Here is a 12,516-nt window from a genome sequence, read left to right as displayed (position 1 = left end):
CTACTGGAGACCTTTGATGATCAAGTCCCGTGCCGCCGTTGCCTTCGAAGCTAAAAAACCCCTGGAAATCGTCGAAGTCGACGTGGCCATGCCCAAAGCGGGCGAAGTGCTGTTGCGCGTCGTCGCCAGCGGTGTCTGCCACACCGATGCCTACACCCTGTCGGGCGCCGACCCGGAGGGCATCTTTCCGTCCATCCTGGGCCACGAAGGCGGGGCCATCGTCGAGGCGGTGGGCGAGGGCGTGACCTCGGTCGCCGTGGGCGACCATGTGATCCCGCTGTACACACCCGAGTGCGGCCAGTGCAAATTCTGCCGTTCGGGCAAGACCAACCTCTGCCAGGCCATTCGCGCCACCCAAGGCAAAGGCCTGATGCCCGACGGCACCACGCGCTTCTCGTACAAAGGCCAGCAGCTGTTCCACTACATGGGTACCTCGACCTTCTCCGAATACACCGTGTTGCCGGAAATTTCCGTGGCCAAGATCCAGAAGGAGGCGCCGCTGGAAAAGGTCTGCCTGCTCGGCTGTGGCGTCACCACCGGCATCGGCGCGGTACTCAACACCGCCAAGGTCCAACCCGGTGACACCGTGGCCGTGTTCGGCCTGGGCGGCATCGGCCTGTCGGCGATCATCGGTGCGGTCAAGGCCAAGGCCTCGCGCATCATCGCCATCGACATCAACCCGGCCAAGTTCGAGATCGCCAAGCAGCTCGGCGCGACCGACTGCATCAATCCCAAGGAATACGACCGCCCGATCCAGGAGGTCATCGTCGACCTCACCGACGGCGGCGTGGACTACTCCTTCGAGTGCATCGGCAACGTGCAACTGATGCGCGCTGCGCTGGAATGCTGCCACAAGGGATGGGGCGAGTCGGTGATCATCGGTGTGGCCGGTGCCGGCCAGGAGATCGCCACCCGCCCGTTCCAGCTGGTCACCGGACGCGTCTGGCGCGGTTCGGCCTTTGGCGGCGTACGGGGCCGCAGCGAGCTGCCGAGCTACGTGGAGATGTCGGAAAAAGGCGAGATCCCGCTGGATACCTTCATCACCCACACCATGGGGCTGGAAGACATCAACAAGGCCTTCGACCTGATGCACGAAGGCAAAAGCATCCGTAGCGTGATCCACTTCTGAGGTCAGCCATGAGCCTGGAAAACATCTCCTGTCAGAAAAGCTTCGGCGGCTGGCACAAGCGTTATCGGCACAGCTCCAAGGTGCTGGGCTGCGACATGGTGTTCGCCGTGTACCTGCCGCCACAGGCCGAGCAGGGCGAGAAGCTGCCGGTGCTGTACTGGCTGAGCGGTCTGACCTGCACCGACGAGAACTTCATGCAGAAGGCCGGCGCCCAGCGCCTGGCCGCCGAGCTGGGGTTGATCATCGTCGCGCCCGACACCAGCCCGCGCGGCGACCAGGTGCCGGGTGACCCGGACAACGCCTGGGACTTCGGCAAGGGCGCCGGCTTCTACGTCAACGCCACCCAGCAGCCCTGGGCGCAGCACTACCGCATGCACGACTACGTGGTGGACGAACTGCCGGCGTTGATCGAAGCGCATTTCCCGGCCTCCGAGCAGCGCAGCATCAGTGGCCACTCCATGGGCGGCCACGGCGCGCTGGTCTGCGCACTGCGCAACCCGGGGCGCTATCGGTCGGTGTCGGCGTTCTCGCCGATCAGCAATCCCATGGATTGCCCGTGGGGCGAGAAAGCGCTGTCGCGCTACCTCGGTGAAGACCGTGCGCGCTGGCGCGAGTGGGATGCCAGCGTGCTGCTCGCATCCACCCCGGCGGGGCAATGCCCGCCGCTGTTGGTCGATCAGGGCGATCGCGACGATTTCCTCGACAACCAGCTCAAGCCGCAGGCGCTGGAGCAGGCCGCGCGCAAAGGTGGGCACGCGCTGACCCTGCGTCTGCAACCGGGTTACGACCACAGCTACTTCTTCATCGCCAGCTTCATCGACGAACACCTGCGCCATCACGCGATGGCACTGGGCCGCGTCTAAGCTGGGCGATTGGCCGTCGCCCACCCCCGCCGTAAAGCGGGTAGAATCACGCCCTGATTTTTCTCGGGGCGTTTTTCTATGCGTATTGGCCATGGCTACGATGTGCACCGTTTCACCGATGGCGATTTCATCACCCTGGGTGGAGTGCGCATTGCCCACACCCGCGGCCTGCTGGCCCATTCCGATGGCGACGTGGTGCTGCATGCCTTGAGCGATGCGTTGCTCGGCGCTGCGGCGTTGGGCGACATCGGCAAGCATTTCCCCGACACCGACCCGCAGTTCAAGGGCGCCGACAGCCGCATGCTGTTGCGCCACGTGGTCGGCATCGTCCAGGCCAAGGGCTGGAAGGTCGGCAACGTCGACGCCACCATCGTCGCCCAGGCGCCGAAGATGGCGCCGCACATCCAGCACATGCGCGAATGCATCGCCCAGGACCTGCAGGTCGAGCTCGACCAGGTCAACGTCAAGGCCACCACCACCGAGAAGCTCGGTTTCGCCGGGCGCGAGGAGGGCATCGCGGTCCACGCGGTCGCCTTGTTGCTAACGGCATGAACGAATCGCAACTGCTCGGCCCGCGCGCCTCGGGCGCCGCCTTGGGCAGCGCCGTGCTCAAGGCGGTGGCCGAAGACTTCCAGGTCGACGAAGTGCTCGACATTCCGCTTTCGGGCCAGGGCGAACACCTCTGGCTATGGGTGGAAAAGCGCGACCTCAATACCGAAGAGGCGGCGCGCCGCCTGGCCCGCGCCGCCGGCGTGCCGCTGCGCGCGATCAGCTATGCCGGGCTCAAGGATCGCCAGGCGCTGACCCGTCAATGGTTCAGTCTGCACTTGCCGGGCAAGGCCGACCCCGATCTGTCGCGTGCCGAGGATTCGACCCTGCGCATCCTCGAGCGCACCCGTCATCAGCGCAAACTGCAGCGCGGCGCCCATGCCGCCAACGGGTTCACCCTGCGCCTGACCCAGCTGAGTGCCGATCGCTCGGCGCTCGACGCGCGCCTGGAGCGGCTCAAGGCCGAAGGCGTGCCGAACTATTTCGGCGCGCAGCGCTTCGGCTTCGATGGCGGCAACGTGCACGATGCGCTCGACTGGGCACAGCGCCAGGCCTTGCCCGAACAGCGCAACGTCCGTTCACGGCTGCTGTCGGCGGGGCGCAGCTATCTGTTCAACCAGGTGCTGGCCGCGCGCGTGGCCGATGGCACCTGGCAGCGGGCGCAAGTCGGCGACCTGCTGGCGTTCACCGACAGCCGCAGCTTTTTCGCCGCCGGCGAGGCCGAATGCAGCGACCCGCGCCTGGCCATCCTCGACCTGCACCCCACCGGCGCGCTATGGGGGGAAGGCCAGTCTCCCGCGAGCGGCGCGCCGGGCGAACTGGAAAACGCCGTCGGCGGGCAGCACCAAGCGCTTTGCCAATGGCTGGCGCGTGCGGGCATGGCGCACGAACGGCGCATTCTGCGGCTCCCTATCGGACGCCTGACGTGGCATTATCCCGAGCCTGATATCTTGCAAATGGAATTCGTCCTGCCGGCCGGATGCTTCGCCACCGTGGTGGTGCGCGAACTCGTTGATCTGGTGTCGGCGGGGCAGACGGACAGCCCATGCGTATTCTGATTTCCAACGATGACGGTGTGACGGCACCCGGTCTCGCGGCGCTGCATGCCGCACTGGCGGACTACGCCGAGTGCTCGGTCATCGCCCCTGAGCAAGACAAGAGTGGCGCCGGCAGCTCGCTGACCCTCGATCGGCCTCTGCATCCGCAGCGGCTGGGCAACGGCTTCATCAGCCTCAACGGTACGCCTACCGACTGCGTACACCTGGGGCTCAATGGCCTGCTCGCCGAAACGCCCGACATGGTCGTTTCGGGCATCAACCTGGGCGCCAACCTGGGCGACGACGTACTCTATTCGGGTACGGTGGCCGCCGCTTTCGAGGGTCGCTTCCTGGGCGGCACGTCACTCGCGTTTTCACTGCTCTCGCGGCTGCCCGACAACCTGCCCAGCGCAGCCCACGTGGCCCGGCGCCTGGTCGAGGCGCAGGCGCGCCTCAGTCTGCCGCCGCGCACGGTGCTCAACGTCAACATCCCCAACCTGCCGCTGGAACACATCCGCGGCATCCGCCTGACCCGCCTCGGCCACCGCGCCCGTGCCGCGGTGCCGACCAAGGTGGTCAATCCTCGCGGCAAGGAAGGCTACTGGATCGCCGCGGTCGGCGATGCCGAGGATGGCGGCCCCGGCACCGATTTCCACGCGGTGATGCAGGGCTACGTATCGGTCACTCCGCTGCGCTTGGACCGTACCTTCAACGAAGCCTTCGAGCAGTTCGATGGCTGGCTGGAGGGGGTACTCTGATGCGAGAGCAGGACGACTTGATGCGCCGAGGCATCGGCATGACTTCCCAGCGCACCCGCGAGCGCCTGATCCAGCGCCTGAGCGAAGAGGGCATCAGCAACCCCAAGGTACTCGAGGTGATCCGCGGCACGCCGCGCCACCTGTTCGTCGACGAGGCCCTGGCACACCGCGCCTACGAAGATACGGCACTGCCCATCGGCAACAACCAGACCATTTCGCAGCCCTACATCGTGGCGCACATGAGCGAGGTGCTGCTGCAGGCCGGCCCGCTGGACAAGGTGATGGAGATCGGCACCGGCTCGGGGTATCAGACCGCGATCCTGGCGCAATTGGTGGAGCGGGTGTTTTCCGTGGAGCGCATCAAGAGCTTGCAAGACCGCGCCAAGGAACGTCTGACCGAGCTCAACCTGCGCAACGTGGTGTTTCGCTGGGGCGATGGCTGCGAGGGCTGGCCGGCCCTGGCGCCGTACAACGGTATCATTGTGACGGCAGTGGCGGCGCAAGTGCCGCAGGCGTTGCTCGATCAACTGGCGCCGGGGGGGCGCTTGGTGATTCCGGTGGGCCCGGCAGGCGACGTCCAGCAATTGATGCTGATCGTGCGCGAAGAGCATGGCTTCTCCCGTACGCTGCTCGGCCCGGTGCGTTTCGTACCGCTGTTGAACGGATCGGTAAACTAAGCACGGCGTGGGAAAATTTCCACCGGCGGCGAATTCTCGCCGGGTCGTTGTGTCTATCTGGCGTGTGCCTGCCAGACTGCAGTCAAAGGCGCCCCATGATCGATCGCCCGAAAGGGCACATGGGTATAAACACAAGGGCAACCTATGCCCACGGCACATTCATTTCGGCAGCATGAGGGGAGCGGCGGGTGGTTCACACAGTCATGCGGCAGCGCAAGGAACGGGCGGGATTCAAACTTCTGGTGATTGCGCTGGCCATGGGGACGTTACTTGCCGGCTGTTCGAGTACCAGCTCCAACAGCGCGAGCGTAGTGGACCGCAATGCAGCGGCAGCCAAACGTACGCCGGTCACCTCCGGACAATACGTGGTCAAGCCGGGCGATACGCTGTTTTCCATCGCCTTCCGCTACGGTTGGGACTACAAGGAGCTGGCCGCACGCAACGGTATCGCCGCGCCTTATACCATTCGACCGGGGCAAGCCATCCGCTTCAACAGCGGATCGGGCGGCACGCGGGTGGTGTCCAGCCCTTCGTCGAAGACCACCGTCACGCGGCGTCCTGCGGGCACCGTCGCGCCTACGCCGGTGATGACCAAAACCGTATCCACGCCGTCTTCCAGTACCACCACCACGGTCACGCAAGTGCCTGCCTCAGAGCGCACGGCGGGGGGCTGGATGTGGCCCGCCAACGGGGTGGTGATCGGCAAATTCGCTTCAAACGGCAGTTTGAATAAAGGCATTGATATCGCCGGGGATTTGGGACAGCCTGTTTTCGCTGCGTCCAATGGTTCAGTGGTGTATGCCGGTAGTGGTCTGAGGGGCTACGGCGAACTGATCATCATCAAGCACAGCGACACGTACGTCAGCGCTTATGGCCATAATCGCAGGCTTTTGGTTCGGGAAGGGCAGCAAGTCAAAGCGGGGCAGACGATTGCTGAAATGGGCTCCACGGGTACTGATCGAGTAAAGTTGCACTTTGAAATCCGCCGTCAGGGTAAACCCGTAGATCCGCTACAGTTCCTGCCACGCCGTTGATTTGTAACACCCGGCCTGTTCCTTCTTATCAAGGGGACAGGCTCCAGTGATGCCAAGGAAGTAGGCGTCGCTAGAGTCTGAGTTCGAACTCAGCAAAGGGACTATAACAATGGCTCTCACGCATGAAGTGCCGAAGTTTGACATCGACGATGACGTACTCCTCATGGAGACCGGCATCGTTCTGCAAACGGATGTGGTGTCAGACGAACCTGCTGTATCTCCGGTTCGGACCAGGTCGAAGCCCAGCGCTTCGCTGAAGCAACACAAGTACATCGATTACAGCCGGGCGCTCGACGCCACCCAGCTTTATCTGAACGAAATCGGATTCTCACCGCTGCTCTCTCCCGAAGAGGAGGTGCACTACGCGCGCCTGTCGCAAAAGGGCGATCCGGCCGGGCGCAAGCGCATGATCGAAAGCAACCTTCGCCTGGTGGTGAAGATTGCACGGCGCTACGTGAACCGCGGCCTGTCGTTGCTCGACCTGATCGAGGAAGGCAACCTGGGGCTGATCCGCGCGGTCGAGAAATTCGATCCCGAGCGCGGCTTCCGCTTCTCCACCTACGCCACGTGGTGGATTCGCCAGACCATCGAGCGGGCCATCATGAATCAGACCCGCACCATCCGCCTGCCCATCCATGTGGTCAAAGAGCTCAACGTCTACCTGCGCGCCGCACGCGAGTTGACTCAGAAACTCGACCACGAGCCCTCGGCCGAAGAAATCGCCGCACTGCTGGAGAAGCCAGTGGCCGAGGTCAAGCGCATGCTTGGGCTCAACGAGCGGGTGTCTTCGGTGGATGTATCACTGGGCCCGGACTCGGACAAAACCCTGCTTGATACCCTTACCGACGACCGGCCGACCGATCCATGCGATCTGCTGCAGGACGACGACCTGTCGCGCAGCATCGACCAATGGCTGGGTGAGCTGACCGAGAAGCAGCGTGAGGTGGTGATCCGCCGTTTCGGCCTGCGCGGCCACGAAAGCAGCACGTTGGAAGATGTCGGTCTGGAGATTGGCCTCACCCGCGAGCGGGTACGGCAGATCCAGGTCGAAGGGCTCAAGCGCCTGCGCGAGATTCTCGAGAAAAACGGTCTTTCCAGCGAGTCGCTATTTCAGTGACAGCCCTTGGAATGCCCCAAGCCCCGACGCCTCCGGGGCTTTTTTTCGCCCAGAAAATAGATGGCGAATGCCATTGGTGCGTCACGGCATGTAAGTGTTTTCGCACTCAAGCTGTAGGTAAACGCTGTAGGAAAGAGTAATTACTTATCTAATGAGAGTGTTGGGTTTTCCTAAGTATATGAATTTATTGGTTTTTATAGAGTTGTGGAATTGTTTCGGCTGTAGCTTCTTGTAAGCCGAGGCCGTTGTTCTCTCTCCGGGAAACGGTACTATTCAACTGTGCCGACGGACAGGTACAGGCCCTCAAGGACGAAGGCCAAGGACATCGCAGGACGCGATTCATCAGGATGATGTGCAGGAGAGCAGGGACAAATGGAGAAAATGTGGGCGGGTCAAACCGCCCCTTTTTTTGTCCGCTGCAAACTGGAAAAGGCCCATATAGGGCCTTTTCCGTATGCGCAGGAAAAAGTCTAGCGCTGCAAGTCGGCGAGCTTGCCGGGTTTACCATCGAACTCGGCAGCGTCCGGCAGTGCGTCTTTCTTCTCGGTGATGTTCGGCCAGATTTCCGCGAGTTCCGCGTTCAGCTCGATGAAGTTTTCCATGCCGGTTGGAATCTCGTCTTCCGAGAAAATGGCCTGGGCCGGGCATTCGGGCTCGCACAGGGCGCAATCGATGCACTCGTCGGGATGAATGACCAGGAAGTTCGGGCCTTCGTAGAAGCAGTCCACCGGACAGACTTCGACGCAGTCGGTGTACTTGCACTTGATGCAGTTGTCGGTGACGACGAAGGTCATTTCTAATTCTCTCCTCAGGCGACGGCAGCATGCCCATCCTTCCAGGGCAGCACGGCTTACGAACAGGGCTGCAGGCCAGGCTAATAACCTGCAGCACTCGCAAACCGCGGCGGATTCTACCAGCTTGCGCGTCGTGGCGTTATAACAGGTTTTTTAGTTGATATAGCATTTCGATAGCTTGGCGCGGCGTCGTGTTGTCCAGGTCCAGCTTGCCCAGCTTCTCGATGGCCGGGTGCGGCAAGCTTGCGAACAGATCGCTCTGGTGCGGGGCTTGTGGCTGGGTGGGCGACGACGCAGCCAGGGGTTGTTGCGGCAGGCTGTTGGTTTCCAGCCTGCCGAGGTGTTCCCGTGCGCGCAGAATGACCGGCGAGGGTACGCCTGCCAACTGCGCCACGGCCAGGCCATAGCTCTGACTGGCGGGTCCTGGCAATACGTGGTGCAGGAAGACGATCCGATCGTTGTGTTCGGTGGCGTTGAGGTGGACGTTGGCGACCAGCGGCTCGCTGTCGGGCAGTACCGTCAGCTCGAAATAGTGGGTGGCGAACAGCGTGTAGGCGCGCAGTTGCGCCAAGCGCTCGGCCGCGGCCCAGGCCAGCGACAGACCGTCGAACGTGCTGGTGCCGCGGCCTACTTCGTCCATCAGCACCAGGCTGCGGTCGGTGGCGTTGTGCAGGATGTTGGCCGTTTCGCTCATCTCCACCATGAAGGTCGAGCGGCCGCCGGCCAGATCGTCGCTGGAACCGATCCGGGTGAAGATCCGGTCGACCGGCGACAGCTCGCAACTTACGGCGGGTACGAAGCTGCCGATGTGTGCCATCAGTACGATCAACGCCGTTTGCCGCATGTAGGTCGACTTACCGCCCATGTTGGGGCCGGTGATGATGAGCATGCGCGTGTCGTCGTCCAGCGCCAGGTCGTTGGCCACGAAAGGTGTGGTCAGTACTTGCTCGACCACCGGATGGCGTCCCTGGGCGATGCGCAGGCAGGGCGTCTCGACGAAGCTTGGGCAGTTCAAGTCGAGGGTCAGGGCACGCTCGGCCAGGTTGCTCAGTACGTCGACTTCGGCCAGGGCGGCGGCGCTGTCCTGCAGCGGCGCCAGGTGCTCGATGAGGGTTTCGAGCAGCGCGTCGTAAAGCAGTTTTTCCCGGGCCAGGGCGCGGCTCTTGGCCGACAGTGCCTTGTCTTCGAATGCTTTGAGCTCGGGCGTGATGAAGCGCTCCGCGCCTTTGAGGGTCTGGCGCCGGATGTAATCGCCGGGCGCCTGTTCGGCCTGCTTGCTCGGCAATTCGATGAAGTAACCGTGTACCCGGTTGTAGCCTACCTTGAGGTTGGCAAGCCCGGTGCGGGCCTTTTCCCGGGCTTCGAGGTCGATGAGGAATTGGCCGGCGTTTTCGCTGATGGCCAGCAGTTCGTCGAGTTCGGCGTCGTAACCGGTCTTCAACACCCCGCCGTCGCGGATCACTGCGGGCGGTGTGTCGATGATGGCCCGCTCCAGCAGGCTGGCCAGTTCCGGGTAGGTGCCGGCGATGGCGGCCAGGCGCGCCAGGTGCGGCGCTTCGAGTTCCGACAGGGCGTTCTGCAGTTCCGGCAGGGCGCCCAGGGCGTCGCGCAGACGTGCCAGGTCACGGGGGCGGGCGTTGCGCAGACCGATGCGTGCCAGAATCCGTTCGATGTCGCCGATGTCCTTGAGCTGCGGTTGCAGCTTTTCGAAGCGGAAACCGTCGAGCAGGCAACGAATCGAGTCCTGACGGGCCTTGAGCACTTTCAGGTCGCGCAGCGGCCGGTTCAGCCAGCGTGCCAGCAGGCGGCTGGCCATGGCGGTCTGGCAACGGTCGATGACCGATTGCAAGGTGTTGTCGCGTCCGCCGGCCAGGTTGACGTCCAGCTCCAGGTTGCGACGGCTGGCGCCATCGAGGATCACCGTGTCGTCCAGACGCTCATGGCGCAGGCTGCGCAGGTGCGGCAGGGCGGTGCGCTGGGTTTCCTTGGCGTAGGTCAGCAGGCAGCCGGCGGCGCCGATGGCCAGGGTCAGCTTGTCGCAGCCAAAGCCCTTGAGGTCTTTGGTCGCGAACTGCTGGCACAGGCTCTTGCGCGCAGAATCCCGGTCGAAGTCCCAGGGCGCGCGGCGGCGCGCGCCGCGGCGCTTTTCGGCGGGCAGGCCGGCCGGCCAATCGTCCGGGAACAGCAGCTCGACGGGGTTGATGCGCTCCAGTTCGGCAAGCAGGTTTTCCCAGCCCTTGATCTCCTGGACCATGAAATTGCCGCTGGTGATGTCGAGCACCGCCAGGCCGAACAGGCGTTCGTCGCCCAGCAGGGCGGCGATCAGGTTGTCGCGGCGCTCGTCGAGCAGCGCTTCGTCGCTCACCGTGCCGGGCGTGATGATACGGACCACTTGCCGATCGACCGGGCCCTTGCTGGTGGCCGGGTCGCCGATCTGTTCGCAGATCACCACCGATTCGCCGAGCTTGACCAGCTTGGCCAGATAGCCTTCGGCGGCGTGGAACGGGATACCGCACATGGGAATCGACTGCCCCGCCGACTGGCCGCGCGCAGTCAGGGTGATGTCCAGTAGCTTGGCCGCTTTCTTCGCGTCTTCGTAGAAGATTTCGTAGAAATCGCCCATGCGGTAGAACATCAACTGGTCCGGATGCTGATTTTTCAGCTTCCAGTACTGTTGCATCATCGGGGTGTGTGCGGCGAGGTCGGACATTACTGGGCCTTACAGCGGTGATTCGATGGGCGATTTTGAAAAGCGCGAATGTTACAGGCTTTTCGGTCAAGTTGCAGGAACCGCCACGCGATCGTCGAAGACCCAAGGTGCAACCAAGCGTGTCCCGCGATTGTCTGTTGTGCGGAGAGTGCTAGGGTAATCCGACCCCTCCAAGGAACCTGATCATGGACCCACTCACCCGGCTGGGCGAGCGCCTCGGCGAACATTTGCAACGGCTTGGGGCGCAGGTCGCCACGGCCGAGTCCTGCACCGGCGGCGGCATCGCCGAAGTGATTACCCGCGTCGCAGGCAGCTCGGCCTGGTTCGAGGCCGGCTTCGTCACCTATTCAAATACGCAGAAAACCCGGCAATTGAACGTACCGGCGGCATTGTTCGAGCAGGTAGGAGCAGTCAGCCAGGCCGTCGTCGAAGCCATGGCGCGCGGCGCCCAGTCTGCCAGCGGCGCGCGTTTCGCGGTGGCGGTGAGCGGCGTGGCCGGGCCTGGTGGCGGTTCGGCCGAAAAGCCCGTAGGCACAGTTTGGCTGGCCTGGGCCGATGGCGCGCACGTGCGCAGCGAACGCCATCTGTTCGTGGGCGATCGCGAGGCGGTGCGCCGGCAAACGGTGCAGCGGGCTCTGGAGGGTTTGTTACAGCTTGACGTTGAGTAAATCGAACACAGGGGTTTGCGGAAACGCTTCCCTGTGGAATAATACTGGCTACTTATACAGTACACGGCCGTCAGGGCCAGTCGATCACGTGAGGATATCAATGGACGACAATAAGAAGCGCGCCTTGGCTGCGGCCCTGGGGCAAATCGAGCGGCAATTCGGTAAAGGCGCCGTGATGCGCATGGGCGACCATGAACGTCAACGCATTCCGGCCATCTCCACCGGCTCCCTGGGCCTGGACATCGCACTCGGCATCGGCGGTCTGCCGAAGGGCCGTATCGTCGAGATCTACGGCCCGGAATCTTCGGGTAAGACCACCCTTACGCTGTCGGTCATCGCCGAAGCGCAGAAGGCCGGTGCCACCTGCGCCTTCGTCGACGCCGAGCACGCCCTCGACCCGGAGTACGCCGGCAAGCTGGGCGTCAACGTCGACGACCTGCTGGTGTCGCAGCCCGATACCGGTGAGCAGGCTCTGGAAATCACCGACATGCTGGTGCGCTCCAACGCCGTCGACGTCATCATCGTTGACTCCGTAGCAGCGCTGGTGCCCAAGGCCGAGATCGAAGGCGAAATGGGCGACATGCACGTCGGCCTGCAGGCGCGACTGATGTCCCAGGCATTGCGCAAGATCACCGGCAACATCAAGAACGCCAACTGCCTGGTGATCTTCATCAACCAGATCCGTATGAAGATCGGTGTGATGTTCGGTAGCCCTGAAACCACCACCGGCGGTAACGCGCTGAAGTTCTACGCCTCCGTACGTCTGGACATCCGCCGCACGGGCGCCGTGAAAGAGGGCGACGAAGTCGTGGGCAGCGAAACCCGCGTCAAGATCGTCAAGAACAAGGTGTCGCCACCGTTCCGTCAGGCTGAATTCCAGATCCTGTATGGCAAGGGTATCTACCGCAACGGCGAAATCATCGACCTGGGCGTTGCCCATGGCTTCGTCGAGAAGTCCGGTGCCTGGTACAGCTACCAAGGCAACAAGATCGGTCAGGGCAAGGCCAACTCGGCCAAGTACCTGGCAGAAAACCCAGCGGTGGGTGCAGAGATCGAGAAGCTGATTCGCGACAAGCTGCTCAACCTCGATGCCGCCGCTGCAGCTGCAGCCGCAGCGAAGGCCGATGCCAGCGCGAAAGCCGGTGACGTCGCTGACGTCGACGCCGAAGCCGACGTCTGA

The 12,516-nt window shown here is 63.2% G+C and carries 12 protein-coding genes; 10 read left to right on the top strand and 2 right to left on the bottom strand.

Annotation, left to right across the window (positions count from 1 at the left end; translation table 11 throughout):
• Positions 1 to 16 precede the first annotated feature (16 nt).
• The 8 genes from AA0Z93_RS02895 (at position 17) to rpoS (ending at position 7,164) form a co-directional block, all read left to right on the top strand.
• The gene (locus AA0Z93_RS02895; RefSeq protein ID WP_296264932.1) at positions 17 to 1,129 is read left to right on the top strand and encodes an S-(hydroxymethyl)glutathione dehydrogenase/class III alcohol dehydrogenase; all 1,113 of its coding nucleotides are present in this window, start codon (positions 17 to 19) and stop codon (positions 1,127 to 1,129) included.
• Between the two features lie 8 nt (positions 1,130 to 1,137).
• The gene (gene fghA / locus AA0Z93_RS02890) at positions 1,138 to 1,992 is read left to right on the top strand and encodes an S-formylglutathione hydrolase (RefSeq protein ID WP_413046477.1); all 855 of its coding nucleotides are present in this window, start codon (positions 1,138 to 1,140) and stop codon (positions 1,990 to 1,992) included.
• A gap of 78 nt (positions 1,993 to 2,070) precedes the next feature.
• The gene (ispF, locus tag AA0Z93_RS02885; protein WP_413046478.1) at positions 2,071 to 2,544 is read left to right on the top strand and encodes a 2-C-methyl-D-erythritol 2,4-cyclodiphosphate synthase; all 474 of its coding nucleotides are present in this window, start codon (positions 2,071 to 2,073) and stop codon (positions 2,542 to 2,544) included.
• A complete protein-coding gene (gene truD, locus AA0Z93_RS02880) occupies positions 2,541 to 3,599 on the top strand; it encodes a tRNA pseudouridine(13) synthase TruD (RefSeq protein WP_413046479.1) in 1,059 nt (352 codons plus the stop codon). Before ispF ends, truD begins: the two co-directional genes overlap by 4 nt.
• Positions 3,587 to 4,336 carry a 5'/3'-nucleotidase SurE gene (surE, locus tag AA0Z93_RS02875; protein ID WP_413046480.1) on the top strand — a complete coding sequence of 250 codons (750 nt, stop codon included), beginning with the start codon at positions 3,587 to 3,589 and terminating at the stop codon, positions 4,334 to 4,336. The genes truD and surE overlap by 13 nt, the downstream gene beginning before the upstream one ends.
• Positions 4,337 to 4,374: 38 nt before the next feature.
• Positions 4,375 to 5,013: a protein-L-isoaspartate(D-aspartate) O-methyltransferase gene (locus tag AA0Z93_RS02870; RefSeq protein ID WP_413048360.1), complete on the top strand. Its 639-nt coding sequence runs from the start codon at positions 4,375 to 4,377 to the stop codon at positions 5,011 to 5,013.
• Between the two features lie 188 nt (positions 5,014 to 5,201).
• Positions 5,202 to 6,047, top strand: a complete 846-nt coding sequence (locus tag AA0Z93_RS02865; protein WP_413046481.1) for a peptidoglycan DD-metalloendopeptidase family protein — start codon at positions 5,202 to 5,204, stop codon at positions 6,045 to 6,047.
• A gap of 109 nt (positions 6,048 to 6,156) precedes the next feature.
• Positions 6,157 to 7,164, top strand: coding sequence for an RNA polymerase sigma factor RpoS (gene rpoS, locus AA0Z93_RS02860; protein WP_413046482.1), 1,008 nt, complete (start codon positions 6,157 to 6,159; stop codon positions 7,162 to 7,164).
• Between the two features lie 470 nt (positions 7,165 to 7,634).
• On the opposite strand, the gene fdxA is transcribed toward rpoS, so the two are convergent.
• Together fdxA and mutS are read right to left on the bottom strand one after the other, a co-directional pair.
• On the bottom strand, positions 7,635 to 7,958 hold the full coding sequence (gene fdxA / locus AA0Z93_RS02855; protein WP_413046483.1) for a ferredoxin FdxA: 324 nt from the start codon (positions 7,956 to 7,958) through the stop codon (positions 7,635 to 7,637).
• A 139-nt stretch (positions 7,959 to 8,097) separates the two neighbouring features.
• Positions 8,098 to 10,668, bottom strand: a complete 2,571-nt coding sequence (gene mutS, locus AA0Z93_RS02850; protein WP_413046484.1) for a DNA mismatch repair protein MutS — start codon at positions 10,666 to 10,668, stop codon at positions 8,098 to 8,100.
• A 185-nt stretch (positions 10,669 to 10,853) separates the two neighbouring features.
• Between mutS and AA0Z93_RS02845 the strand changes: the two genes are divergently transcribed.
• A complete protein-coding gene (locus AA0Z93_RS02845; RefSeq protein WP_413046485.1) occupies positions 10,854 to 11,336 on the top strand; it encodes a CinA family protein in 483 nt (160 codons plus the stop codon).
• A 100-nt stretch (positions 11,337 to 11,436) separates the two neighbouring features.
• Positions 11,437 to 12,516, top strand: coding sequence for a recombinase RecA (gene recA / locus AA0Z93_RS02840; RefSeq protein WP_413046486.1), 1,080 nt, complete (start codon positions 11,437 to 11,439; stop codon positions 12,514 to 12,516).

Origin of the sequence: Pseudomonas phoenicis, assembly GCF_047302395.1 — a bacterium.
Classification (GTDB): Bacteria; Pseudomonadota; Gammaproteobacteria; order Pseudomonadales; family Pseudomonadaceae; genus Aquipseudomonas.
The sequence above is the reverse complement of the archived record's forward strand: the minus strand, read 5'-3'. Positions and strand labels throughout refer to the sequence as shown.

Bases quoted from the DNA above. Each gene is read 5' to 3' on its own strand.
- mutS (WP_413046484.1), bottom strand. From the start codon at position 10,668: ATGTCCGACCTCGCCGCACACACCCCGATGATGCAACAGTACTGGAAG.
- rpoS (WP_413046482.1), top strand. From the start codon at position 6,157: ATGGCTCTCACGCATGAAGTGCCGAAGTTTGACATCGACGATGACGTA.
- AA0Z93_RS02845 (WP_413046485.1), top strand. From the start codon at position 10,854: ATGGACCCACTCACCCGGCTGGGCGAGCGCCTCGGCGAACATTTGCAA.
- fghA (WP_413046477.1), top strand. From the start codon at position 1,138: ATGAGCCTGGAAAACATCTCCTGTCAGAAAAGCTTCGGCGGCTGGCAC.
- surE (WP_413046480.1), top strand. From the start codon at position 3,587: ATGCGTATTCTGATTTCCAACGATGACGGTGTGACGGCACCCGGTCTC.
- recA (WP_413046486.1), top strand. From the start codon at position 11,437: ATGGACGACAATAAGAAGCGCGCCTTGGCTGCGGCCCTGGGGCAAATC.
- AA0Z93_RS02895 (WP_296264932.1), top strand. From the start codon at position 17: ATGATCAAGTCCCGTGCCGCCGTTGCCTTCGAAGCTAAAAAACCCCTG.
- ispF (WP_413046478.1), top strand. From the start codon at position 2,071: ATGCGTATTGGCCATGGCTACGATGTGCACCGTTTCACCGATGGCGAT.
- AA0Z93_RS02870 (WP_413048360.1), top strand. From the start codon at position 4,375: ATGACTTCCCAGCGCACCCGCGAGCGCCTGATCCAGCGCCTGAGCGAA.
- truD (WP_413046479.1), top strand. From the start codon at position 2,541: ATGAACGAATCGCAACTGCTCGGCCCGCGCGCCTCGGGCGCCGCCTTG.
- fdxA (WP_413046483.1), bottom strand. From the start codon at position 7,958: ATGACCTTCGTCGTCACCGACAACTGCATCAAGTGCAAGTACACCGAC.